Raw genomic sequence first — 24,150 nt, forward strand, 5'->3', positions numbered from 1 at the left:
TTTCTCGACGATGACTCTTTCGACTCAAGCGGGCGGCGCGGCCGTTCGGCCGCTCGGCGTGCTCGCCGCGCTGCCGCAGGAACTCGGCGACCTGATCGCGGCCATGCAGGCCGAATCGGGCGTGGTCACGCGCACCTTCGGGCGCCGCGACTATCACCTCGGCACGGTACACGGCGCGCCGTGCGTCGTGACGCTCGCGCGCGTGGGCAAGGTCGCGGCGGCCGCCACGGCGAGCGCGCTGATCCATGCCTTCGACGTGCAGGCCATCGTGTTCACGGGCGTGGCGGGCGGCGTGGGCGAAAACGTGCATGTGGGCGACGTGGTGGTGGGCGAGACGCTGCTCCAGCACGACATGAACTGCGAGCCGATTTTCCCGCGTCACGAGATTCCGCTGCTCGGGCGCGCGCGCTTCGACGCCGACCGCGCGCTCGCGCAGGCGCTGGCCACCGCCGCCGAACGCTTCGTCGCCGAGGAGGGCGCCGCGCTCGCCGCGCAATTCGGCGGTGCGCTGCCGCGTCTCGCGAGCGTCGCGCCGCGGGTGCACCGCGGGCTCGTGATCAGCGGCGACCAGTTCGTCGCGAGCGCGGCGGCCGTGGGTGTGCTGCGCGCGCTGCTGCCGGACGCGCTGGCCGTGGAAATGGAGGGCGCCGCGATCGCCCAGGTCTGCTACGAGTACGGCGTGCCCTGCGCGATCGTGCGCACGATCTCCGATACCGCCGACGAACACGCGAGCGCCTCGTTCTCGTCGTTCCTCACCGATATCGCGGGCACCTACTCGACGGGGATTCTCAAGCGCTTTCTGGCGTCGTACCGTTGAGCGGCTGGTGTGTGCTGGCGTCTGCCGGCGTTGCCCGCGCGGCGCTCCATCGCGCGGGTTAACAATGACTGTGAATTTATTTATGTCTCAAGTAATCTGGTCTGTGCCGGGTTGCCATCGACGTTGAATCGACACTGAATTCACGGTCGGCGGCGGCACGGTGTTCTGCGAACCGTCACCCTTTTTCGCGCCGCGCCGCCCCATGTCCGAAGCCCGCTCCATTCCCGCGCGCACGACGCGCGCCGTGCTGCTCGTCTGCGGCATTTCCGTCCTGTTCGAAGGTTACGACGTCGGCAGTATCGGCGCGGTGCTGCCCGCGCTCGCCGCCGACCGCCACTGGCTGCTCACGCCCATGCAACTCGGCGCGCTCGGCAGTTACGCGCTCGCGGGCATGTTTCTCGGCGGCCTGATCGTCGGCACGCTCGGCGATCTGCTCGGGCGGCGGCGCATGCTGCTCGGCTGCGTGGCGCTGTTTTCGCTGACGATGGCGGGTGCCGCGCTCGCGCCCACGCCGTTCTGGTTCGGCCTGTGCCGCCTGCTCGGCGGCGTGGGGCTCGGCGGCGTGATTCCGGTTGCCGCGGCGCTCACCATTGAATATTCGCCCGAGGCGCGGCGCAGTTTCAACTACGGGATGATGTACTCGGGCTACTCGCTCGGCATTCTGTGCGCGGCGCTCGTGGCGATGGCGCTCTTGCCCGCGTGGGGCTGGCGCGGCGTGATGGCCGTGGGCGCGTTGCCGGTGCTCGCACTGTGGCCGATGGCGCGCGCGCTGCCCGAATCGCTCGACTATCTGGTGGCGGGCGGCCGCATGACCGAAGCGCAAACGCTGGCGGCGCGGCTCGGTATCACCGGCGCGCTCGTGCCGCGCGCGGGCGCGGCGGCGCACGAGCGCGCGAGCCTGCGCGAAGTGGTCGCGGCGATCTTCGCGAAGCGGCGCCTGCGCGCGACCGTGTGTTTCTGGATCGCGCTCTTTTGCGGCATGTTGCTCGTCTACGGCCTCAACACCTGGCTGCCGATGATCATGCGCAAGAAGGGCTACGACCTCGGTTCGAGTCTCGCGTTCCTGTTCGTGTTCAGCTTGACCTCGGCGTTCGGCGGCGTGGTGCTCGGCAAGATCGCCGACCGCTTCGGCGTGCGCGCGACGGTCGCGCTCGCCTATGCCGTGGGCGCGCTCGGCATCGCCGCGCTGATGACGAAGAATCCGCTCGTGGTGAGCTATCTGCTGGTGGCGCTCGCGGGTATCGGCAGTATTTCGGCCTCGCTGATTCTCACGGGCCACCTCACGCATTTCTACCCGGCGCACGCGCGCGGCGCGGCCACGGGCTGGGCGCTCAGCTTCGCGCGGTTCGGGGCGATGTGCGGCCCGCTGCTGGGCGGCTATATCGCGAGCATCGGCGCGGATCTCGCGTGGAACTTCATGGCGTTCGCGGCCACGGCGCTGGTGGCCGCGCTGGCGGTGGCGGCGCTGCCGTCGCGCGCGCCCGTCGACGAAATCGATGCCGAAGCGCACGGCGCTTCGCGAGCCGTGGGCGGTGCGCCGGCTTCCTGAGTTTTTCCGGGCGACGGCGCGCGCGGTTCGCCGCCGCGCGCGCAATTAGGCGCCGTTCTGCGCCGCCACCGCCTCGCGAATCTGCTCCAGCGCCGCCGCGTCTTCGATAGTCGGCAGGTCGCCGGGTTCGCGGCCTTCCGCGAGTGCCGCGATCGCGCGGCGCAACAGCTTGCCCGAGCGCGTCTTGGGCAGCATCGAAACGAAATGCACGCGCGCGGGCCGGCCGATCGCGCCCAGTTGCCGGTCGACGGTGGCCGTGAGTTCGGCCGCGAGTTGGGTGGCCGCGCGCGGGCTCCCGGCCGCACCGGCGTCGCGCAACACGACGAACGCATAGGCCGCCTGACCCTTCACCGCGTCGTTCACGCCCACCACGGCCACTTCCGCGACCGCCGCGTGCGACGAGATCGCTTCTTCGATCTCGCGCGTGCCGAGCCGGTGGCCCGCGACGTTGATGACGTCGTCGGTGCGGCCGAGGATCGTCACGTAGCCTTCGGCGTCCTGCACGCCCCAGTCGAACGTCGAATAGACCTGCTGGCCGGGCACGCTTTCCCAATACGTTTTGACGAAGCGCGCGTCGTCGCCCCAAACCGTCTGCATGCAGCCCGGCGGCAGCGGATAGCCGAGCGTGATGACGCCTTTTTCGCCGCTCGCGCAGGGCTCGCCCGTGTGCTCGTTGCGCAGCACGAGGTCGTAGCCGTAGCAGGGCACGCCGGGCGAGCCGAGCTTTTGCGGCAGCTTGTCCACGCCGCCCTGGATCGCGAGCATCGGCCAGCCGGTTTCCGTCTGCCAGTAATTGTCGACGACGGGTTTGCCGAGCGCGTCCGAGATCCACACGGCCGTGGGTTCGTCGAGCGGCTCGCCCGCGAGAAATAGCGTGCGCAGGCTCGACAGATCGGCGGCGCGCAGCAGCGCCGGGTCCTGCTTCTTGAGCACGCGAATGGCCGTGGGCGCCGTGAACATCAGGTTGATGCGATGCTGCTCGACGAGGCGCCACCACACGCCGCCGTCGGGGCGGATCGGCGTGCCTTCGTACATCACGGTGGTCATGCCCGCGAGCAGCGGCGCATAGATGATGTAGCTGTGCCCGACCACCCAGCCGATATCGGACGCCGTGAACAGGGTGTCGCCGGCGCGGCCTTCGAAGATGTATTCCATCGAAGCGGCGAGCGCCACCGCGTAGCCGCCCACGTCGCGCTGCACGCCCTTGGGCTTGCCCGTCGTGCCCGAGGTGTAGAGCACGTAGGACGGCGCGTTCGATTCGAGCCACTCGCAGGGAATGTGCGCGTCGTAATGTTGCTCGCGCAACGGTTCGTAGTCGACCAGATAGGGCGCGTTGAGCCGCTCGGGCGCGAGCTGGCGGTCGATCAGCAGCACGTGCGGCGTCTGATGCTGCGCGCGCGCCATGGCTTCGTCCACGAGCGGCGTGTAGTCGATCACGCGGCCGCCGCGCGCGCCCGCGTCGGCGGTCACGATCAGCGCGGGCTTCGCGTCGTCGATACGGGCGGCGAGGCTCGGCGCCGCGAAGCCGCCGAACACGACCGAGTGGATCGCGCCGAGGCGCGCGCTCGCGAGCATCGCGAACACGGCTTCGGGAATCATCGGCAGATAGATCAGCACGCGGTCGCCGCGCTGCACGCCGAGCGAGCGCATTACGGCCGCCATGCGGTTCACCTCGGCGTGCAGGTCCGCGTAGGTGTAGCGCCGCTCGATGCCGGTTTCCGTCGATACGTAGACCAGCGCGTTCTGCTGCGCGCGCGCGGCCAGATGGCGATCCACGGCGTTGAAGCACAGATTGGTGCGTCCGCCCGAAAACCAGCGCGCGAACGGCGGATTCGAGCGGTCGAGCACGCTCTCGAACGGCGTTTCCCAGTGGATGCGCGCGGCCTCGCGGCGCCAGAAGTCTGTGGGATTCGCGATCGACTCGCGATGAAAGTCGCGGTAGGACATGACGGGCTTCCTCTCGGTCGGGGGCCGCGCGGGCGGTCGTTGCGCGGCGCGATCTGACGCCGGATTTCGAGGATAGTGCAGCGCAGCGCGCGCGGGCAACGCGGGTTGTCCACTACGGGCGCCGGGCGCGGCCGGCGCGGCGGGATCAGGCGGGCGAGCCGGTCGAGCCGGTACGGGCGGCGCCGGCGGGCACGGGCGCCAGCGGCTCGATGCGCCAGCGCTGGAGCCAGTGACGCGCGGTATCGACGGCCTGATCGAGCCGGCCCTCGACCGCCACGGAGAGCCGCGCGCCGAAATGATCGTTACGCTGCGGCTGGATGCCGATCAGCACGAGGTCGCGCGGCACCTGCCCCGAGAGTTGCGCACACGCGAGCGCGTCGGCGAAACCCATGCCGGGGCGCTTCGGCAGGTGCACGTAGAGCCGCTCGGCGGCGGCGTCGCCCGTGAAGACGCGCAGCGTGCCCGGTGGGTCGCCCATTTCGACGGCGCTCAGCACCAGCATGCGCTGCGTGGCCTGCAGCAGCGGCACGAGCGCGCGCCCGCGCGTGCCGCCTTCGACGAATTCGACCTGCTGCGGAAAGCGCCAGCGCGCCTGCAGACGCGCGAGCGCCCGCATGCCCGCGCCCGCGTCGCCCCATTGCGCGTTGCCGAGCCCCAGCACCACGACGCGCTCCGCCGGGTCCGCCGGACGGCGCGCAAAGCCGGCTAACGTCTGACGGACGAAGTCGCGCGCCGAGCTAGGGAGGCGGCTGGAATGAGCGAATCGAAAGGTACGGGAGATCACGGCGTTCAACAACAAATCATTGGAATAAGAATATTCCTAGACATGCGCGCGCGTTGATTTGAGCGATATCAATTGAGATGCGATTGAGCGAGTTTAGGCCATGAGCTTTGCATGAGTGGTGATTCGGCTGTCGGTGCATTGTCCGATGGGCCTGACAAATGCGCCTTTTGCGCCTCCAGCAGCGTCGCGCGCAGGTGTCAGGCCAGGTGTCGCGCATCAAACGCAAAGGCCAGACATCGCTGCCTGGCCTTTGCGCTTTTCTGCATCTCGACAAAACGGTTAGGTGCCCGTTTTCACCACCACCGTGCAGGTCGTGCCCGCCGAGAGAATCATGTCGTCGGGGACCTTGTCGATGTGAATGCGCACCGGCACGCGCTGCGCGAGGCGCACCCAGTTGAACGTGGGGTTCACGTCGGCGAGCAGTTCCTTGCTTTGCGGATTGTCGCGGTCGTAGATGCCGCGCGAAATGCTTTCCACGTGACCTTCGAGCGTGCCGCCGCTCATCAGCTTGATGTCGGCCTTGTCGCCGATCTTCACGTGCGGCAGCTTGGTTTCCTCGAAGTAGCCGTAGACCCAGAACGAATGGCTGTCCACCACGGCGAGCTTGGCCTGGCCACCCGTCGCGTAATCGCCCTTGAACACCTGCAGATTGGTCACGTAGCCGTCCACGGGCGAGATCACGCGCGTGCGGTCGAGGTTGAGCTTCGCGGCGTCGAGCGCGGCGATCGCCTGCTGGTATTGCGCCTGCGCCGAATTCGCCGTGTGCGAGGCGTTTTCGCGGTTTTCCTGCGACACCACTTCGCTGTCCATGTCGGCGCGGCGCTTCGCGTCGTCGAGACGCATCGTCAGCTCGGCCTTGCGCGCGGCCACGGCGGCTTGCGCCTGCTCCACGGCAATCTGGTAATGCGACGGATCGATCTGCATCAGCAGATCGCCCTTGTGCACGAACTGGTTGTCGCGCACGGGCAAGTCGACCACGGCGCCGGAAACGTCGGGGGCGATGTTGACCACGTCGGCGCGCACGCGGCCGTCGCGGGTCCAGGGCTCGTCCATGTAGTGCACCCACAGCACGCGCCCGATCAGAATGGCGACGACGAAGATGAGGGCCGTCGCGATGAAGCCGATGAGGTTACGGATAGTCATGATGTTCAGCGATAAACATAGAGAGCCAGCGCGCAGCACACGACCACGAGCAGACTCACGCGAAAGAGGGAGGGATGCCAGACGACGCGGTAGAGGCCCGTTCTGGCCAGCACCGAGTCGAGCAACCAGGTGAGCGCCGCGCCCAGAACGAACAGCAGCACGATCGCCGGGATATAGGCGTCGAGAAACGCGACGTCACGAGGCATGACGGACTCCTTGCTTGCCGGCGGCATCGGCTGCCTGCGCCGCGAGCGGCGATTGCGGGTCGATGAGCGCCGTGCGGATGAAATGCAGATGGCTCTGGATGCGCTGCAACTGGTGGCGCTCCTCGCGCGGCGGCGTGGCCGCGTCGTGCGCGCCATCGGCATGAAAAAGGCCTTGCAGCACGCGCGCGCTGGCCGCGATGGCCGCGTCGGTGGCGGCGAGCGCGCGTTCGTAGCGCGCGGCGGCGGGCCGGTCGAAGAGGACGCTCACGGCCTGGAGCGCCGCGTCGATGGCCGCGCGCCAGGCCGTGCCGGCGGCGTACTGCGGCTGCGCGGGCAGCGTTGCGAGTTCGTGCCGCAAATCCAGCGCGGCGTTGCCCACTTCGAGCGTCGCGAACAGCCAGCGCAGCGAGTCGCGGCGTTGCGACTCGTCCTTGCCCGCGAGCGCGTTGAGCTGGAACACGAGGTCGCGCGTGCCGCTTTCGAAGCGGTTGCGCAAGCCCGCGAGGCGCGAGCGGCACGCGTGCACGGCGGCGCGGCGCAGGTCGGCGAGCAGGCGGCGGCGCAGCCACGGCGTGGAAGGCGGCAGGAACACGGCGAAGGCGGCGGCCGAGACGATCATCGACGCGACCAGCGCGAGCGCGTCGTTGATATAGCCGCTCGGGTTGTACTGCACGAGGTTGTCCGGGCCCGCGAGGAAGCACAGGAAGATGCAGTAGCCCATGCCCACGCCCATGTACTTCGGGCGGGTCGTGAGGAACACGCCGAACGCGAGCGCGGGCGCGAGCGCGACGCACAGCATCGCGAAGCCGTCGATATGCGGAAACACGCCGAACGTGACCAGCATGCCGACCAGCGAGGCGAGGGCGGTGCCCACGGCCATCTGGCTCGCCATGCGCGCGGGCTGCGGCGAAGCCGAAGCGAGCGCGCAGGTCGCGGCGGCGTTGAGCACGAGGTTCGTGCCGCTCGGCCACGCAGTGGCGATCCAGAACGCGCCGAGCAGCGTCATGACGATCGCCGCGCGCGCCCCCGCGACGCCCGCAGCGATCAGGTTGGTTTTCGGCACGTAGCGCTCGAGCCACTTTTCACGCGCATGCGTGTCGACGGCGAGCGACGCGTAGGTTTGCGCGTACTCCGTCATCTCGTGGACGAAGCGGTAGAAAAGCTCCGTCGCCGTGTCGAAGTCGAGCAGGCGCGCGGCGTGGTCCGGTGTCGCGGCGGCTTCGAGCGCCGCGCGCGTTTCGCGCACGCGTTTGGGCAGCGTCGCGCGATAGTCGGCGAGTTGCTGCGCGACGTGCGCGGCGTCGCTGGCGGTGAGCACGGGCTCGCCGGCCTTGACGAAGAGCGGCGCGATCTCGCGAAAGTACGGTTCCAGCGCGTCGACGGTGGCCATGGAGCCTTCCGTGCGCAGCCGGTTCATCAGCTGATGCAGCGCGTGAAAGCGCGTGGACGCGGTCATGAACTCGGTGTTCAGGCGCGCGAGACGGCCGGAGCGCATGCGCGCGTCGTGCGATTCGAACACGGCCGTGCTGCGGCTCGCTTCGAGACCCACGACATCGGCCACGAAGCGCGCGTTGGTGGCTTCGATCTGCGACCGGTCGATACGGCCCGCGAGCGCCGCCGAGACGTAATCGACGAACGCCGAAAAGCGCCGGCGCACCGTCGTGCGCAGCAGCGCCGCCGTGTATTGCGGAAACACCACGGCGCTCACGAAGCCCGAGGCGAGCACGCCGAGCGAGATTTCGCACACGCGCGTGGTCGCCGAGAGAAATGCGCCGTCGGGATGTTGCGAAGCCGGAATGCCGATCAGCGCCGCCGTGTAGCCCGCGAGCACGAAGCCGTACGAGCGGAAGTTGCGGTTGCGCGCGGCGCCCGCCGTGCAGATTCCCACCCACAGCGCCGTCGCGACGATGAAGAGCTCGGGCTGCTGCGCGAACAGGCCGATCAGCGCGAGCATCACGACGAGCCCGACGAAGGTGCCGCACAGCCGGTAGAAGCTCTTCGCGAACACGGAGCCGCTTTGGGGCTGCATGACGATGAAGACCGTGGTCATGGCCGTGCGCGGCTGGGGCAGATCGAGCTTCATGGCGATGCCGAGCGCGAGCAGCGCCGCGGCGATGGCCTTGAAGAGATAGATCCACACGAGGCCGTCGGTGCGCGCCCAGTCGGCGAGCGCGGCGTACACGCTTTGCGCGCTGCGCGGGGCGGAAGGCGAGGGAGACGTCGACATCGTCGCTTTCCTTATTGCGCCGCGCCGTTGGCCGGCGTGCTCGCCGACGGGCTTATCGACGGGCTCGCCGATGCATTCACCGGCGTTTTCGGCGCGAGCAAGGCGGCGGGCATGAGCGGCACGGCGCGCGTTTTCTTGCCGTGCGCGGGCAGTTGCTCGGCGTCGCCCGGGCCGTTCGCCGAGGGATCGGCGCTCGCGTCGAGCGCGCCGCCGCCGAGCGCCGCGACCAGCGTGGCGTGCGCGGCGAGACGTTCGGCCTGCACGTGCGCGACGCCTTGTTGCGCCTGCAACAGCTGCGTCTGCGCGATCAGCACGTTCACGTAGTCGGTCAGGCCGCGCTGGAAGCCGCGCTGCGCGAGATCGTAGTTGCGTTGCGCGGCCTCCACCGAGCGGCGCGCGTCGTCCTGCTGGGTCGCGAGCGAGCGCATGCGCACGACCTGATCGGCGATCTCCTTGAGCGCGCTCACGATCGTCTGGTTGTATTGCTGGACGGCGATGTCGTATTCCGCCGATTGCGCGCCGAGTTGCGCGCGCAGGCGGCCGCCGTCGAAGATCGGCAGCGAGAGCGCGGGACCGGCCGTATAGCTGCCGCTCATCGACTTGAGGAACTGGAACAGCGGGCCGGCGGCCGCGTAACCGCCCATCGACGCGAGCAGATTCACGTTCGGATAGAACTCGGCCTTCGCGACGTCGATGCCGCGTGCCTGCGCCGCCACGGTCCAGCGCGCCGCGACGATGTCGGGTCGATGGCCGATCAGCTCGGCGGGCAGCGCCGAAGGCAGACCCGCGGGCGCCGCGAGCGAGAGCGCCGGGCGCTGGATCGATTCGCCCGCGCCCGGGCCTTTACCCGCGAGCGCCGCGAGCTGGTTCTTGCCGAGCGCGATGCTTTCTTCGAGCACGTCGATCTGACGCTCGTATTCGGGCAGCGGCGTTTGCGCCTGGCTCACTTCGAGCTGCGTGCCGATGCCGTGCGCGAGGCGCTTTTGCGCGAGCGCCAGCACTTTCTGCTGCTGGCCGAGCGTTTGTCTGGCGATGTCGAGCAGCGCGTAGTTCATCGACATGTCGATGTAGGCGCGCGTGACGTTCACTTCGAGTTCGAGCTGCGCGGCGCGCGCGTCGGCGGCCGTGGCGTGCGAGACGTCGAGCGCGCGCTCGGCGGTGTTCTTGTCGCTGCCCCAAAGGTCGAGGTGATACGAGAGGCCGAGCGTGCCCGTGTTGTTCCACGAGTTCGAACCGGCGAGCGAGCCCGGACCGTAATAGATGTTGTCGGCCCAGTGCTGGCGCTGGATCGACATGTTGCCGTTGATCTGCGGCAGCAAGCCGGCCTGTGCCACGCCCACCATGGCCCGCGCTTCGCGCACGCGCGCCTGGGCGGCGGCCAGCGACGGGTTGCCGGCCACGGCGGCGTCGATCCAGGCGTTCAGTTGCGGGTCGCCGTAGGCGCGCCACCAGTCGCTGGCGGGCCATTGCGCGTCGGCGTTCGCGGCGCGGATGGCCGAGCCGGCGTCGAGTTGCGCGGCGTCCGTGCGCGTGGCTTCGGGAGCAATGTTTCCGGTACTGGCGCAGCCCGCGATTATCAACGAGAACGTAAGAACCGAGAGCGCGGCGAGTCCTTTCGGTACCGGAGACTGCACGATTTACTCCTTTTCGTAGCGTAGATTGATGTGACGCATTATATTTTTTGCGGGATTAATGAATAACCGGTAAGGATGCAAGGCATTTTTACGATATGTGAGATAATTGGTCTTACGAGATATGCAACAATGCGTCCCGTCTGAGAGAGGATTGGTATGGATACGCTTCAAAACATGCGTGTATTCGTCCGGGTCGTGGAAGCCGGCAGCTTCACGGGCGCGGCGCAGCACCTGAACACGACCACGGCCTATGCATCGCGCGCGGTTTCCGACCTCGAGGCGCATCTGCGCACGCGGCTGCTCAATCGCACGACGCGCCGGATCGCGCTGACCGAGGCGGGCGAGCGCTACCTGCAGCGTTGCGAGCAGATCCTCGCGTATGTCGATCAGGCGGAAGCCGAGGCCGGCGACGCGCATGCGCGTCCCTCGGGCAAGCTCAAGGTTCACGCCATGACGAGCTTCGGCCAGCACTACGTGGTGCCGGCGGTGGGCCAGTATCAGCAGCTGTATCCGGAAGTGCACGTGGAACTCACGCTGGCGCAGCGCATGCCCGACCTGCTCGACGAGGGCTACGACGTGGCGCTCGTGCTCGCCACCGACCTGCCCGATTCGGGTTTCGTTTCGCAGCGCATCGCGAGTGCGTTCAGCATCGCGTGCGCCTCGCCCGCTTATCTCGAGCGGCGCGGCGTGCCGCAAACGCCCGCCGATCTCGCGAATCACACCTGCCTGCAACTGGTCACGCCGGTGTTCCCGAGCGCGCAATGGCAGTTCGCGGGCCCCGAAGGCGAGATGACCATCGACCTCGGTCCGGCCACGTTTCAGGTGAACGTCGCGGAAGCGGGGGCGGTGGCGGTGCGCGAGGGCATGGGCGTGGGTCTGCTGCCGATCTACTCGGCCATCAGCGGGCTGCGCAGCGGCGAACTCGTGTGGATCCTGCCGGAGTACAAGTCGCAGGAAATGAACGTCTATGCGCTGTATCCGTCGCGCCAGTATCTCGACGCGAAGATCCGCACGTGGGTGGAACTGCTGCGCGAAAATCTGCCTTCGACGCTGGCCAAGGATCAGAACGAGCTGCGCCAGTTCGCGCGCAAGTGACGTTGGCATTGGCTGCGCGCGGCGTGCGCACGGTCGAAATCGGCGCGGCTGTGACAGGCTGTTACAGCTGGCGCAGATCGCAACACTTGCTTACGTCCGGCGGCGCGGCGGCTTGATAAGGTAGCGGAACTGTTCAACGCAACTTTCTTCGCTACCGGAAACACCATGGATACGCATCTGATGATCGGCATCGCCGTGATGATGGGCCTGATCGGCATCGCGGCTTCGCGCGATCTCTTGCGCATGCGCCGCGCGCAGCTGCAGCCCGCCACATTGCGCGTACGCCGCGACGACGCGCGGATGCACTGAAGCGCAGCCTGGACGCCGCACTCGCGGCGTCGCTCAGATCTCCACCGTCTTATCCCACGCGAACGCCGGATTCTCCGGCGCGCCCGTGCGGCGATCACGATAGCCGCGCGGGTTGCACACCACGCGCGTGCCATGCACCGTGTAGTCGAAGCCCGTGTGCGTGTGCCCGTGCACCCACAGCGCGACGGGCGGCCGCACGAGCGTAGCGAGGTCGTTGACGAATCCCGCCGAAACCGGATCGCTGGCATAACGCTCGGCCAGACTATGCCGATGCGGCGCGTGATGTGTGACCACGATCGTCTTGCCCGCGAAGGGCCTCCTCAATTCCGTTTCCAGCCACGCCCGCGAACGCTCGTAGAGCGCGATCGAATCGGCGGGCGTGAAATCGCGCGCGCCGGCTTGCGGCCCCGAGGGCCACGACACCTGGATCGCGCCGCGAAAATCGAGCATCGCTCGTTGCGAGGCGGCGATGGCCGTTTCACGCGCGGTAGCGTCGGCGCCGAACAGCGTGAAGTCGGCCCATAACGTCGTGCCGAGCACGCGGTAACGGCCGACCGGGTCGACATAAACATCGTCGTTGAGATAGTGCACGTGGGCGAGCGTGGCGGCCGCGTCGCGCATGGCCGCTTCGAGTGCGCCGAATTCGCCGTCGTAGTACTCGTGGTTGCCGGGCACGTAGATCACGGGCAACGGCGCGTCGAGGGCGCCGCCAAAGGTTTCGGCGGCCCAGCGCAAACCGAGCCCGTGATTGTGGATGTCGCCCGCGAGCACGACGAGGTCGGCCTCGGCATGCGGGATCGTGTCGGGCTCGTCCTGCTCCAGATGCAGGTCGGACAGCACGCGTATCGTCGTCACGATGAGGTTCCTCCGTCGAGCGTTCGGCTCATGGGCTCAGGCTGCACGTCGCGCGGTCAGCGCACCACTTTGCCCGGGTTCATCAGGTCGAGCGGATCGAGCGCGGTCTTGATCGCCCGCATCAGCGCGAGTTCGACTTCGCTCTTGTAATGCGCGTTTTCGTCGATCTTCAACTGCCCGAGACCGTGCTCGGCGCTGATCGTGCCGCGATGACGGTCCACGCTGTCGTAGACGATGCGATTGAGCGTCTTTTCGTTATCGGCGAGAAACTGCTTCGGGTCGCCGCCTTCGGGCGCCTGCACGTTGTAGTGCAGATTGCCGTCGCCGAGATGGCCGAACGTGACCATGCGCGCGCCCGGTACGGTCCGCGCGATTTCGGCATCGGTTTCCTCGATGAAATGGCCGATGCGCGAGATCGGCACGCCGATATCGTGCTTGATGTTCAAGCCTTCCTGCGCCTGGGCGAGCGGAATGTGCTCGCGGATATTCCAGAACGCCTGCGATTGCGCGAGGCTTTCGGCAACCACGGCGTCTTCCACCAGACCTTGTTCGAGCGCGTCTTCCATGAGCCGTTCGAAGAGGGCGCGCGCGTGTTCCTCGCTTTCGTTATCGGACAGTTCGAGCAGCACGACCTGCGCGTGACGGCCCGCGAACGGGTAGCGCAGCTGCGGAAAATGCCGCCCGACCAGCTGCATGCAGAAGTCGGACATCAGCTCGAAACCGGTGAGCAGCGGGCCCGCATAGCGTTGCGCGAGCGCCAGGAAGTCGAGCGCGGCGTGCGCGGAACCCAGCGCCGCGAGTGCCGTGACGCGCGCCGCCGGCTGCGGATGCAGTTTCATCACGGCCGCCGTGATGACGCCGAGCGTGCCTTCCGCACCGATGAAGAGATCGCGCAGATCGTAGCCGGTGTTGTCCTTGCGCAAGCCGCGCAGACCGTCCCACACCTCGCCCTGCGGCGTGACCACTTCGAGGCCGAGGCACAGCTCGCGCGTATTGCCGTAGCGCAGCACGCCAGTGCCGCCCGCGTTGGTCGAGAGATTGCCGCCGATGGTGCAGCTGCCTTCGGCCGCGAGCGAGAGCGGGAACAGGCGCCCGGCGTCTTTCGCGCGGGCCTGCACTTCGGCGAGGATCACGCCCGCTTCGACGGTGATGGTGTTGTTGTGCGCGTCGATCTCGCGCACGCGGTTCAGGCGCCGCAGGCTCAGCACCGCCTGCGCGCCGGTTTCGTCGGGCGTGGCGCCGCCCGCGAGACCGGTGTTGCCGCCTTGCGGCACCAGCGCGACGCGATGTTCGTGCGCGAGCTTCACGAGGGCTGCGACCTGCTGCGTGTCGGCGGGGCTCAGCACGGCGAACGCGGCGCCTTGATAGCGGCGGCGCCAGTCGGCGAGGAACGGCGCGGTGTCGTGGGCGTCGGTGAGCACGTGCTGCGCGCCGATGGCGGAGGCGCAGGCGTCGAGAAAGGCTTGGCGGTCGGTCATGGTGTCTCTTGGGGGCACGCGGGGCGTGCGCGTTGTCTGGTGCGTCTTCGGGCGGATGGGGCGGATAAGGCGGATAAGGCGCGATGCGCGGGCAGGCGCAAACGGATAGTTTGACACGGGCGCCGCGCTCGCGCGGATCGGGCGGGCAACGGTGCGGGCGCGGGCGGAAGGTGTCTTGCCGATGTACCGCCGGCGTCGTGCCGATGCGCCGCGGCAAGATCGCGTCTGGCCGTGCGGCCCGTGGTGGCGCGGGAGCGGGCATTGCGTGGGCGTTCTGGCGTGCGGACTGGATATGGGCGCCCGATTGCACGGGTCACTGAGGCGAGTGTGCGGCGCCGATCGAACCCTGACGGCCGGCCGCCATTCGTCCCGCTTACCCGGCCTCGCGTTTCGCGCGCCGCGCCGCGCGTTTGTAAGGCGCGACGTAAATGAGCGCGCAGGCGAAGAAGCCGAGCGACAGGGCGACTTCGAGCCAGCCGAGCCGGTTGGCCGGTGCGGGATCGGTCATGCCGCGCACGATACCTTCGGCGAAGTAGAGCAGCACCAGCATCGACGCCCATTGCAGCGTATAGAGGCGCCGCCGCAGCACGCCGGGCAGCGCGACGGCGAGCGGCAGTGCCTTGAGCACGAGCGCGCTGCCGCCGGGACGCAGCGGTGCGAGCCGCCACTCCCACGCGAGGCACAGCAGCGTGAGCGCGGCGAGCATGGCGAATGCGCCGAGCGCGGCGCCGCGGCGAGCCTGCACGTTGGGCGCGGCGTGGCTTTCGGCGGGCGCGACGACGGGTGTTTCGGTATCGGCCGGGGTGGCACTACTGCCGCCTTGGGCCGCATCTTTCGCCCGCGCGTTCGCTTGCTCGCCCATTCGCGCTTTCACGCCCGCTCGCCTTGCGCGAGTCCGAGCGCCGCGCGTGCGAGGCGGGCGCCCAGCGCGCTGGCGAGCGCTTTTTCGTCGGCGGAAAGGCCGTGGCCGCGCGCGTCGGCGCGCGCGTGATGGGAGGCGCCATAGGGCGTGCCGCCGCCGTCGGTCGTGGAGAGCGCGCTCTCGGTATAGGGAATGCCGACGAGCAGCATGCCGTGATGGAGCAGCGGCAGCATCATCGAGAGGAGCGTGCTTTCCTGGCCGCCGTGCAGGCTACCGGTGGACGTGAAAACGCAGCCCGGTTTGCCGGCGAGCGCGCCCGCGAGCCATTGCGGCGTGGTGCCGTCGAGAAAGTATTTGAGCGGCGCGGCCATGTTGCCGAAGCGGGTGGGCGAGCCGAGCGCGAGACCCGCGCATTCCTCGAGGTCGCGCAACTCGACGTAGGGCGGGCCGTCGGTGGGAATGTCGGGTTCGGTGGCTTCGCAAACGGCGGAGACGGGCGGCACGGTACGCACGCGCGCTTCGGCGCCGGAGACGCTGTCGATGCCTTGCGCGATCGCACGCGCGAGTTCGCGCGTGGCGCCGTGGCGGCTGTAATAGAGTACCAGGATCGGTTTCATCGGGCCTCGTCGGTGGACGGGATATTATAGGGGTTGGGTTTCGCGGCGGGCGCGGGCATACCGGCGCGGGCGTACCGGCGCGGGCATACCGGCGCAGCCTTAGCCAGCGGGTGTAGCAAGGTCACGGCGCGTGCAGCACGAAGCTCGAACCACGCCTGCGCGCGGCGCGCATCGTGCGAAGCCGACACGAATCGATCACGAATTGTTCACGTTTCGCTCCCCGTGCGAGCGCGAAGAAAATGGCAATGAAAGCAGCGAGGAAGGCAGGCGAATGGATGTGATGTCGAGGGTTCGGATCGATCTGGACATCGTGAAACGGCTTGCGCGTTTCGCGGCGCGGCGCAGCCGCGAAGACCGTATTCCGCAGGTCGCGGGCAGCCTCACGTTCACGACGCTGCTCTCGCTCGTGCCGCTCGCCACCGTCGCGTTCGCGCTCTTCACGGCGTTCCCGATCTTTGCTTCGTTTCAGGCTTCGCTGCAGGGCTTTCTCGCCGACCACCTGATGCCCGCGCAGATCAACAGCCAGATTTTCCTGTACCTGAACCAGTTCGCCTCGAAGGCCAAAGGCCTCACGACGATGGGGATGATCGTGCTGTTCGTCACCTCGGTCATGACGATGATGACGGTCGAGTCTGCCTTCAACGTGATCTGGCGCGTGCGCAAGGCACGTCCGTTCGCGCAACGCGTGCTCGTGTACTGGGCGATTCTCACGCTCGGGCCGATCTTGATCGGCGTGAGTCTCTCGATCTCGTCGTATGTGTTCACGCGCTCGGTCGCGATCGCCACCGAGCAGCACGTCTCGGGCGTGATCGACTGGATGCTGATGGGCGCGACGCTGCCGCTCACGGCCTTCGCGTTCACGATTCTCTACATGTATCTGCCGAACACGCGCGTGCAGTGGCGCGACGCGCTCGTGGGCGGGATTGGCGCGGCCATTGCCTTCGAGCTGGCCAAGCGCGGTTTCGGCTATTACGTGCGGCGTATTCCCACGTATACCGCCGTGTACGGCGCCTTCGCGGCGGCGCCGCTGTTTCTGCTGTGGATGTATCTCAGCTGGTTCATCACGCTGGTGGGTGCGATGGTGACCTCTGCGCTGCCCGAAATCCGCACGGGCCGCTTCGACCGTCCGCGTTTTCCCGGCAGCGATCTGCTCGACGCGCTCGAACTGCTCGCGAGTCTCTCCGACACGCGCGAAGTGGGCGAACCCGGTCTCACTGCCGAGCAACTGGCGCAAACGCTGCGGCGCGATCTCGCGACGGTCATCCGTCTGATCCACGGCCTGGAGGAAGACCAGCTCGTGGCGCGGGTGGAAAACGCCGGCGCCAAGCCGTATTTCCTGCTGATCGGCAACCCGGCGCGCATTTCGGTCGCACGCCTTTTCGACCGTTTCGTGATCGACCGCGAGGAACTCGCCTACCAGCTCAAGTCGAGCGCCATCGACGCGCCCATGCTGCTCAACGCGCTCAGCAACGACAAGCTTTCCGTTTCGCTGACTTCGCTGCTCGAAGCGCGGCGCGAACTCGCGCTCGCGGACGGCGCGCCGCCCGCGTTGCCGCATCCGGCGGCATAACGCGGCGTGCAGCGCGGCGCGCAGACATCGCGCGGTTTCTTGCCTGCCTATTGCGCGCCTTGCCCGTATCGCGAGAAGGCCGCACGGCAAGCGTCGTACTCCAAAGCAGCACGCCAAGCGACATACTCGGGAGAGGTACGGCCGGTGCGCGGCCAGCGCGTGCCACACCTGCGCGCCGCGCCCTACAGCGAGAGCTTCCCGCGACAGATATCCGCGAACATGACCCAGTCGCCCATCAAGCTGTAGATGGGGTGCCGGAACGTGGCCGGACGGTTCTTTTCGAACGCGAAGTGCCCGACCCACGCGAAGCCGTAGCCGCAGACCACGGCGGCGGGCAGCCAGAGCCAGTCGCCGGTGGCGATGGCCATGGCCACGCAGCCAATCACGCCGAGCGAGCCGATGAAATGCAGCCGCCGCGACATCAGGTTGGTGTGCTCGCTCAGATAGAACGGATAAAACTGCGCGAAGCTCGAAAACTGCTCGTGAGTGGCCGGATGCATCGCTCCCTCCCTTCTGCGCGCGGCGCAGGACGCGTTGATTGCTGCACTAGACGCCATTTTCTTGCGATCCGAACGACCGTGCAACTCGGCCTAACGTCATAGGACGCTCGCACCGCAATCTCAATCGTTTTCTTGGCGCCGCGCGTGTTGCATGGCAAAGGCGTAGAGCGCGTCGAGCGTCGCGTCGGGTTGCTCGGTCATGAGCGCGTGGCCCGCATCGAGCGTGATGGTTTCCACGCGCGTGCCCGCCTGCGCGAGCGCATCGGCGAGGGCGCGGGCCGCGCGCGGCGGCGTCATCGCGTCGCGTTTGCCCACGATCAGGCGCACGGGGCAGCGCACCCTGGCCGCGCTCGCGAGGCCATCGGCGTAAGCGTTGCAGGCCGCGAAATCGGCATGGAACAACTGCGGCGCGCCGCGCGCGGCCACGCGTTCCATCAACCGCTGGTTCACGCCACGCAGCCAGAAACCGGGGCCGGGGCTCGAGGGTTTCGCCGCAAGCGTGGAATGCGACCAGGCGTTGACGAGCGCGATGGCCTCGGGTTCGCGTTCGCGCGCGGCTTCGAGCAACGCGGGCGAGACCGTCATCGGGAACGCCGTGGCCAGCAGCGCCAGCGCCTGGGCGCGTTCGGGGTGGCGCGCCGCGAATTCGAGCGCGACGAGCGAGCCCATGCTGTGGCCCGCGACGAACGCGCGCGGCGCCTGCAACGCGTCGAGCAACGCCGCGAGCCAGTCGGCCAGCGCGCCGATGCTCGTGAGCGCCGGTCCCGCGCTGCGCGAGTGGCCGGGCAAGTCGACGGCCAGCACGTTGTAGCCGTGATTCGCGAAGTAGCGCGACTGCAATCCCCACACGCTGTGGTCGTGCTGTGCGCCGTGCACGAACACGGCGAACGGCAACGCCGCATCGATCGCGTGCGCGGCGGTATAGACATAGGCCGGACGGCCGGCGACGTCGACGATCATGACGCCTCCTTCGCGCTGTTTTTTTGCGAAGCCTTGAGCGCGCGCTTGAGGTCGTCGACGAGATCGGCGGGATCTTCGAGGCCGATCGACAGCCGGATCGTGCCCTCGGCAATGCCGGCGGCGGCGAGCGCGGCCGCGTCCATGCGGAAATGCGTGGTGGAGGCCGGGTGGATCACGAGCGAGCGGGCGTCGCCCACGTTGGCGAGATGCGAGAACAGCGTGAGCGATTCGATGAAGCGTTTGCCCGCGGTGCGTCCGCCGCGCAGGTTGAAACTGAACACGGCGCCCGCGCCGCGCGGCAGCAGACGCTGGGCGAGCGCGTAGTCGGGATGTTCCGGCAACTCGGGCCACGCGACCGACTCCACGGTCTCGTGCGTCACCAGAAATTCGACGATACGGCGCGCGTTCGCCACATGCCGCTCCATGCGCAGCGGCAGCGTCTCGATGCCTTGCAGCAGCTGCCACGCCGCCTGCGGGTGCAGGCAGGCGCCAAAGTCGCGCAGGCCTTCGCGGCGCGCGCGCAGCAGGAAGGGCGCGACCGTGCTTTCCTCGCTGAACACCATGTCGTGAAAGCCCGCGTAGGGCTCGGTGAGTTCGGGGAAGCGGCCGGACGCGTCGAAGTCGAAGCGGCCGCCATCCACGAGCACGCCGCCGATCGTGTTGCCGTGGCCGCCGAGGAATTTCGTGGCCGAGTGATAGACGAGATCGGCGCCATGCTCGAACGGGCGCAGCAGATACGGCGTCGTGAAGGTCGAGTCGACGAGCAGCGGCACGCCGTGCGCATGCGCGATCTCGCTCACGGCTTCGATATCGAGCACGTCGAGCCCCGGATTGCCGAGCGTTTCGCCGAACAGCAGGCGCGTATTGGGCCGCAGCGCCGCGCGCCACGCCGCGAGATCGCCGGGCTTCACGAAGGTCGTCTCGATGCCGAAGCGGCGCAGCGTGTAGTGCAGCAGATTGTGCGAGCCGCCATAGAGCGCGCTCGACGCGACGATGTGCGAGCCCGCGCCCATCAGCGTGGCGATGGCGAGATGCAGGGCCGCCTGGCCGCTGGCCGTGCCGATCGCGCCCGCGCCGCCTTCGAGCGCGGCCACGCGTTCCTCGAACACGGCCACGGTCGGGTTCGAAATGCGCGAATACACGTGACCCGCGCGCTCCATGTTGAAGAGCGCGGCGGCGTGGTCGGTGTCGCGAAACGAGAACGAGGTGGTGAGGTAGATCGGCGTCGCGCGGGCGCCGGTGGCGGGGTCGGGCGCGGCGCCGGCATGCAGCGCGAGCGTGTCGAAACGGGTGTCGGGCGTCGAGGACATCGGGCGGCTCGGCCGGCGCGAACCGGCGCAGGGTTCAGGGTGTTGGCCATCCTACACCGGCGGCCGGACGCAGACGCGCGATCCAGGGGTTTTTCGGGACGGATGCCTGCCGATGAAAAACTGGCCATCCGGCCAGGATCGCCAGTTCCGAAGAGCCCAATAGAGGACCATTTCCGTCGCGGTAAAAACGCGCGGAACCCCGCGCCACGGGCACTCTGCGGGCTTGCGCGAGCGTTGCGCGACTTTCCTTTTGAGGCTCTTTCCGCTAGGATCGAAAACAGGTAGGTATCTTTGCAACATCCCCCCTTTGCAACATCCCCCCATTACTCGCGGCATTTCGGCGTTCATCGGCAGATCCAGGCATCTCGAACCCCGCAAGCGGGCCCGCCACGCCGGCGAACGTCACGACAGGAGCCTCATCATGCGCGTAAGCGACATTCTCAAGGTCAAGGGCAACACGCTCTATACCGTAACGCCTGAAACCTCGCTGCACGACGCCGTCAACACCATGGCCGAGCGCGACATCGGTTCGCTCGTGGTCATGGAATACGGCGACCTCGTGGGCATGCTCACGTTTCGCGAGGTCATCGTCACGCTGCGCGCGAACGGCGGCAGCGTGGGTACCACGACCATCCGCAAGGTCATGGACGATCACCCCATCACCTGCACGCCGGAAACCGAGGTGGACGAAGTGCGCCGCATGATGCTCGAACATCACGTGCGCTATCTGCCGGTCATGGAAAGCCGCTCGCTCATGGGCGTGATCTCGTTCTACGACGTCGCCAAAGCCGTGGTGGAGGCGCAGGGTTTCGAGAACAAGCTGCTCAAGGCCTATATCCGCGACTGGCCGGAAGAGCAGGAATCCACGGGCTGAGCCAGCTTCCCCGTTTCGGACCAGCGGAAAAAGCGCGCGCCAGGCGCGCTTTTTCGCGTCTGGGGCCTGTCGTTTCCTGCCGTTTTGTTCCGCTTTCGTCACTTCCTTTTCACCGATGAGCGATAGACCGATGCCCGCCGCGCCCGAAACCCACGCCGAGGAACGCGCCGCGCCAGCCCACGCCGCCCGCGAGCCTGCTTCGCAATTCGCGCTGTTGCGCGAACGCCGTTTCGCCCCGTTTTTCTGGACCCAGTTTCTCGGGGCGATGAACGACAACGTCTTCAAGATCGGTTTTACGTCGCTCGTCACGTATCAGGCCGCGCGCTTCTCCGGCGTCGATCCGAAAACCGTCGCGTTTCTGATCTCGGCGATCTTCATCGTGCCGTTCGTGCTGTTTTCGGCAACCTCGGGCCAGGTCGCCGACAAGTTCGACAAGGCCACGCTCACGCGCTGGGTCAAGACCTTCGAGATCGTGGTGATGCTGATCGGCGCGGCCGGTTTCTGGCTGCACAGCGCGCCGCTGCTCTACGCATGCACTTTCCTCATGGGCGTGCATTCCACCGTGTTCGGGCCGGTGAAGTACGCCTATCTGCCCCAGCGGCTCGCGCCCGAGGAACTGGTGGGCGGCAACGGGCTCGTCGAAATGGGCACGTTCGTCGCGATCCTCATTGGCACGATCGTGGGCGGCGTGGCGGCGGGAATCGGTGCGAACGACGCGGTTTCGGCGGGCACGCCGCCCGGCGCCTGGTGGCTCGGCGGCATGTGCATCGCGATCGCGCTGGCGGGGCGGGTGGCCTCGGCGTTCGTGCCGCCGTGCGAGCCCTCGCAGCCGGGCTTGCGCATCAACTGGAATCCGTTCTCGGAAACCTGGCGCAACCTGCGTCTCGCGCGCGGCAATCGCACCGTGTTTCTGAGCCTGCTCGGCATTTCGTGGCTGTGGTTCGTGGGCGCGACGTTTCTCTCGTCGTTCTTCAATTTCGCCAAGGACGTGATGTCCGCCAACGCCGACGTCGTGACCGTGCTGCTCGCGATGTTCTCGCTCGGCATCGGCCTGGGTTCGCTGCTGTGCGAACGGCTGTCGCGGCGGCGTATCGAAATCGGGCTGGTGCCGCTCGGCTCGCTCGGCATGAGCGTGTTCGGCATCGACCTGTTCTTCGCGAGCCATGGCTTGCCGCGCGCGCCGCATCTGCTTTCGGTGGGCGAGTTCCTGGGCGCGGCCGCGCACTGGCGCGTGCTCGCGGACCTGTTCCTGCTCGCCATGTTCGGCGGCTTCTACAGCGTGCCGCTCTATGCGCTGATCCAGAGTCGCAGCGCGCCGAGCCATCGCGCGCGCATCATCGCCGCGAACAACATCCTCAACTCGCTGTTCATGATCGTGTCTTCGCTGATGGCGATGGCGCTGACCTCGGCGGGCGTCGGCATTCCGGGCATTTTCCTCACAACGGCGCTGCTCAATATCGTGGTCGCGGCCTACATTTACGCGCTCGTGCCCGAGTTTCTGCTGCGTTTCATCGCTTGGCTGCTCGTGCATACGGTGTATCGCGTGCGTCTCGTGCATACGGAGCGCATTCCCGCCGAAGGTGGCGCGGTGCTGGTCTGCAATCACGTGAGTTTCGTCGATGCCATCGTCATCATGGCCGAGAGCCCGCGGCCGATCCGCTTCGTGATGGATCACCGCATCTTCCGTACGCCGTTCTTCGGCTGGGTGTTCCGGCATGCGAAGGCAATCCCGATCGCGCCCGCGCACGAAGACCCCAAGGCGCTTGCCGCGGCGTACGAAGCCTGCGCGGCCGCGCTGGCCGAAGGCGATCTCGTTTGCATCTTTCCCGAAGGCAAGCTCACGCGCACGGGCGACATGAATCCGTTTCGCCACGGCGTGTCGGAGATTCTCGCGCGCGCATCCGTGCCCGTGATTCCCATGGCGTTGCGCGGATTGTGGGGCAGCGCGTTTTCGCGTCACGCGGCTTCGGGGCAGGAGCGGCCGGTGCGGCGCGGCCTCACGAGCCGGCTGACGCTGGCGGTGGGTGAGCCGATTCCCGCCGCCGATGCCACGCTCGAACGTTTGCAGCAAACGGTGGCGGAGTTGCGCGGGGCGCGTCGCTGAGGGGATCCCGAGAGGGCGCCGAGCGTCGCGCGGCCGATGGCGTAGGCATCGGCATCAACGTGCGCGGTGCGGCGGTCTGGCGAACGCAAACCCACGTGTGGTGCGGCTTTGCCCGACCAGCCGGTCGGGCGTGAGACCGCGCAGGCTGGCATAATGTCGGATTCCCCGATTCACTTTGGACGACCGCCATGTCCGGCAACACGCTCGGTACGCTTTTCACCGTCACCACTTTCGGCGAATCCCACGGGCCGGCCATCGGCTGCGTCATCGACGGTTGCCCGCCGGGACTGTCGCTCACCGAAGCCGACATCCAGATCGATCTCGATCGCCGTCGCCCCGGCACCTCGCGTCACGTCACGCAGCGCCAGGAAGCGGATCAGGTCGAGATTCTCTCGGGCGTGTTCGAGGGCAAGACAACCGGCACGCCCATCGCGCTCCTGATCCGCAACACCGACCAGCGCAGCAAGGACTACGGCAACATCGTCGAAACCTTCCGCCCCGGTCACGCCGATTACACCTACTGGCAGAAGTACGGCATTCGCGACTATCGCGGCGGCGGCCGCTCGTCGGCGCGCCTCACGGCACCCACGGTCGCGGCGGGCGCGGTGGCGAAGAAGTGGTTGCGCGAACGCTTCGGCGTGGAAGTGCGCGGCTACATGCGTTCGCTCGGCGAGATCGACGTGCCGTTCGTGAGCTGGGAGCACGTGCACGAGAATCCGTTCTTCGTGCCCAACGCCGAAGTCGTGCCGCAGCTCGAAGACTACATGGACGCATTGCGGAAGGATGGCGACTCGATCGGCGCGCGCGTGAACGTGGTGGCGAGCGGCGTGCCCGTGGGCTGGGGCGAGCCGCTGTTCGACCGCCTCGACGCCGATATCGCGCACGCGATGATGGGCATCAACGCGGTGAAGGGCGTCGAGATCGGCGCGGGCTTCGCGAGCGTGGCGCAGCGCGGCTCGGTGCATGGCGACGAACTCACGCCCAACGGTTTCCACGGCAATCACGCGGGTGGCGTGCTCGGCGGCATTTCGACGGGCCAGGACATCACCGTCTCGGTCGCGATCAAGCCCACTTCGAGCATTCGCACGCCGCGCCGCTCGATCGACAAGTCGGGCGCGCCCGCCACGGTCGAGACGTTCGGCCGCCACGATCCGTGCGTGGGCATTCGCGCCACGCCGATCGCCGAAGCCATGCTCGCGCTCGTGCTGATCGATCACGCGTTGCGTCACCGCGCGCAGAACGGCGACGTGGTCGTGGCCACGCCGAAGATCGCGGCCAGCGACGAATAAGGCCGCGGCCGTTTCCCGCG

The 24,150-nt window shown here is 67.7% G+C and carries 21 protein-coding genes; 8 read left to right on the forward strand and 13 right to left on the reverse strand.

Annotated elements, in window-relative coordinates; translation table 11 throughout:
• The first annotated feature begins 10 nt into the window (after window positions 1-10).
• On the forward strand, window positions 11-817 hold the full coding sequence (locus FAZ98_RS04940) for a 5'-methylthioadenosine/adenosylhomocysteine nucleosidase (protein ID WP_158949329.1): 807 nt from the start codon (window positions 11-13) through the stop codon (window positions 815-817).
• Window positions 818-1,019: 202 nt separating this feature from the next.
• A complete protein-coding gene (locus FAZ98_RS04945; RefSeq protein ID WP_158949331.1) occupies window positions 1,020-2,366 on the forward strand; it encodes an MFS transporter in 1,347 nt (448 codons plus the stop codon).
• A 45-nt stretch (window positions 2,367-2,411) separates the two neighbouring features.
• Here FAZ98_RS04945 and FAZ98_RS04950 read toward each other — a convergent pair whose 3' ends face one another.
• From FAZ98_RS04950 to FAZ98_RS04975, 6 genes are all read right to left on the reverse strand, one after another.
• Window positions 2,412-4,313: a propionate--CoA ligase gene (locus FAZ98_RS04950; RefSeq protein WP_158949333.1), complete on the reverse strand. Its 1,902-nt coding sequence runs from the start codon at window positions 4,311-4,313 to the stop codon at window positions 2,412-2,414.
• Between the two features lie 145 nt (window positions 4,314-4,458).
• Window positions 4,459-4,977, reverse strand: a complete 519-nt coding sequence (locus FAZ98_RS04955) for a hydrogenase maturation protease (protein ID WP_158949335.1) — start codon at window positions 4,975-4,977, stop codon at window positions 4,459-4,461.
• A 399-nt stretch (window positions 4,978-5,376) separates the two neighbouring features.
• Window positions 5,377-6,240, reverse strand: coding sequence for an efflux RND transporter periplasmic adaptor subunit (locus tag FAZ98_RS04960; RefSeq protein ID WP_158949337.1), 864 nt, complete (start codon window positions 6,238-6,240; stop codon window positions 5,377-5,379).
• Window positions 6,241-6,245: 5 nt separating this feature from the next.
• Window positions 6,246-6,446: a DUF1656 domain-containing protein gene (locus FAZ98_RS04965; RefSeq protein ID WP_158949339.1), complete on the reverse strand. Its 201-nt coding sequence runs from the start codon at window positions 6,444-6,446 to the stop codon at window positions 6,246-6,248.
• Complete coding sequence (locus FAZ98_RS04970; RefSeq protein ID WP_158949341.1) at window positions 6,436-8,673, reverse strand: FUSC family protein; 2,238 nt, start codon at window positions 8,671-8,673, stop codon at window positions 6,436-6,438. Before FAZ98_RS04970 ends, FAZ98_RS04965 begins: the two co-directional genes overlap by 11 nt.
• 11 nt (window positions 8,674-8,684) lie before the next feature.
• Window positions 8,685-10,307: an efflux transporter outer membrane subunit gene (locus tag FAZ98_RS04975; RefSeq protein WP_158949343.1), complete on the reverse strand. Its 1,623-nt coding sequence runs from the start codon at window positions 10,305-10,307 to the stop codon at window positions 8,685-8,687.
• Window positions 10,308-10,463: 156 nt separating this feature from the next.
• On the opposite strand from FAZ98_RS04975, the gene FAZ98_RS04980 reads away from it, so the two are divergent.
• A complete protein-coding gene (locus FAZ98_RS04980; protein ID WP_158949345.1) occupies window positions 10,464-11,402 on the forward strand; it encodes a LysR family transcriptional regulator in 939 nt (312 codons plus the stop codon).
• 165 nt (window positions 11,403-11,567) lie between these two features.
• On the forward strand, window positions 11,568-11,711 hold the full coding sequence (locus FAZ98_RS35320) for a hypothetical protein (protein WP_169739136.1): 144 nt from the start codon (window positions 11,568-11,570) through the stop codon (window positions 11,709-11,711).
• Between the two features lie 33 nt (window positions 11,712-11,744).
• On the opposite strand, the gene FAZ98_RS04985 is transcribed toward FAZ98_RS35320, so the two are convergent.
• The 4 genes from FAZ98_RS04985 to wrbA all read right to left on the reverse strand — a co-directional run bounded on the left by FAZ98_RS04985 (window position 11,745) and on the right by wrbA (window position 15,523).
• The gene (locus FAZ98_RS04985) at window positions 11,745-12,566 is read right to left on the reverse strand and encodes a metallophosphoesterase (RefSeq protein ID WP_233272663.1); all 822 of its coding nucleotides are present in this window, start codon (window positions 12,564-12,566) and stop codon (window positions 11,745-11,747) included.
• A gap of 56 nt (window positions 12,567-12,622) precedes the next feature.
• Window positions 12,623-14,044 (reverse strand): FAD-binding oxidoreductase, encoded by a 1,422-nt coding sequence (locus FAZ98_RS04990; RefSeq protein WP_158949347.1) that lies wholly within the window; start codon window positions 14,042-14,044, stop codon window positions 12,623-12,625.
• A gap of 373 nt (window positions 14,045-14,417) precedes the next feature.
• Complete coding sequence (locus FAZ98_RS04995) at window positions 14,418-14,750, reverse strand: DUF2069 domain-containing protein (protein ID WP_233272695.1); 333 nt, start codon at window positions 14,748-14,750, stop codon at window positions 14,418-14,420.
• A gap of 164 nt (window positions 14,751-14,914) precedes the next feature.
• Window positions 14,915-15,523, reverse strand: a complete 609-nt coding sequence (gene wrbA, locus FAZ98_RS05000) for an NAD(P)H:quinone oxidoreductase (RefSeq protein ID WP_158949349.1) — start codon at window positions 15,521-15,523, stop codon at window positions 14,915-14,917.
• A gap of 280 nt (window positions 15,524-15,803) precedes the next feature.
• Between wrbA and FAZ98_RS05005 the strand changes: the two genes are divergently transcribed.
• Window positions 15,804-17,093 (forward strand): YihY family inner membrane protein, encoded by a 1,290-nt coding sequence (locus tag FAZ98_RS05005; RefSeq protein ID WP_158949351.1) that lies wholly within the window; start codon window positions 15,804-15,806, stop codon window positions 17,091-17,093.
• A gap of 182 nt (window positions 17,094-17,275) precedes the next feature.
• Here the strand turns inward: FAZ98_RS05005 and FAZ98_RS05010 are convergent, their stop codons facing one another.
• The 3 genes from FAZ98_RS05010 to FAZ98_RS05020 form a co-directional block, all read right to left on the reverse strand.
• Window positions 17,276-17,593, reverse strand: coding sequence for an Mpo1-like protein (locus FAZ98_RS05010; RefSeq protein WP_158949353.1), 318 nt, complete (start codon window positions 17,591-17,593; stop codon window positions 17,276-17,278).
• A gap of 120 nt (window positions 17,594-17,713) precedes the next feature.
• Window positions 17,714-18,553 carry an alpha/beta fold hydrolase gene (locus FAZ98_RS05015; protein WP_158949355.1) on the reverse strand — a complete coding sequence of 280 codons (840 nt, stop codon included), beginning with the start codon at window positions 18,551-18,553 and terminating at the stop codon, window positions 17,714-17,716.
• Window positions 18,550-19,863, reverse strand: coding sequence for an O-acetylhomoserine aminocarboxypropyltransferase (locus FAZ98_RS05020; RefSeq protein ID WP_158949357.1), 1,314 nt, complete (start codon window positions 19,861-19,863; stop codon window positions 18,550-18,552). Before FAZ98_RS05020 ends, FAZ98_RS05015 begins: the two co-directional genes overlap by 4 nt.
• 421 nt (window positions 19,864-20,284) lie before the next feature.
• Here FAZ98_RS05020 and FAZ98_RS05025 point away from each other — a divergent pair, with 421 nt between their 5' ends.
• From FAZ98_RS05025 to aroC, 3 genes are all read left to right on the forward strand, one after another.
• Window positions 20,285-20,737, forward strand: coding sequence for a CBS domain-containing protein (locus tag FAZ98_RS05025; protein ID WP_158949359.1), 453 nt, complete (start codon window positions 20,285-20,287; stop codon window positions 20,735-20,737).
• A 115-nt stretch (window positions 20,738-20,852) separates the two neighbouring features.
• On the forward strand, window positions 20,853-22,841 hold the full coding sequence (locus FAZ98_RS05030) for an MFS transporter (protein WP_158949361.1): 1,989 nt from the start codon (window positions 20,853-20,855) through the stop codon (window positions 22,839-22,841).
• Window positions 22,842-23,029: 188 nt separating this feature from the next.
• Complete coding sequence (gene aroC, locus FAZ98_RS05035; RefSeq protein ID WP_158949363.1) at window positions 23,030-24,130, forward strand: chorismate synthase; 1,101 nt, start codon at window positions 23,030-23,032, stop codon at window positions 24,128-24,130.
• Window positions 24,131-24,150: the final 20 nt, after the last annotated feature.

The organism is Paraburkholderia acidisoli, from assembly GCF_009789675.1.
Lineage (GTDB): Bacteria > Pseudomonadota > Gammaproteobacteria > Burkholderiales > Burkholderiaceae > Paraburkholderia > Paraburkholderia acidisoli.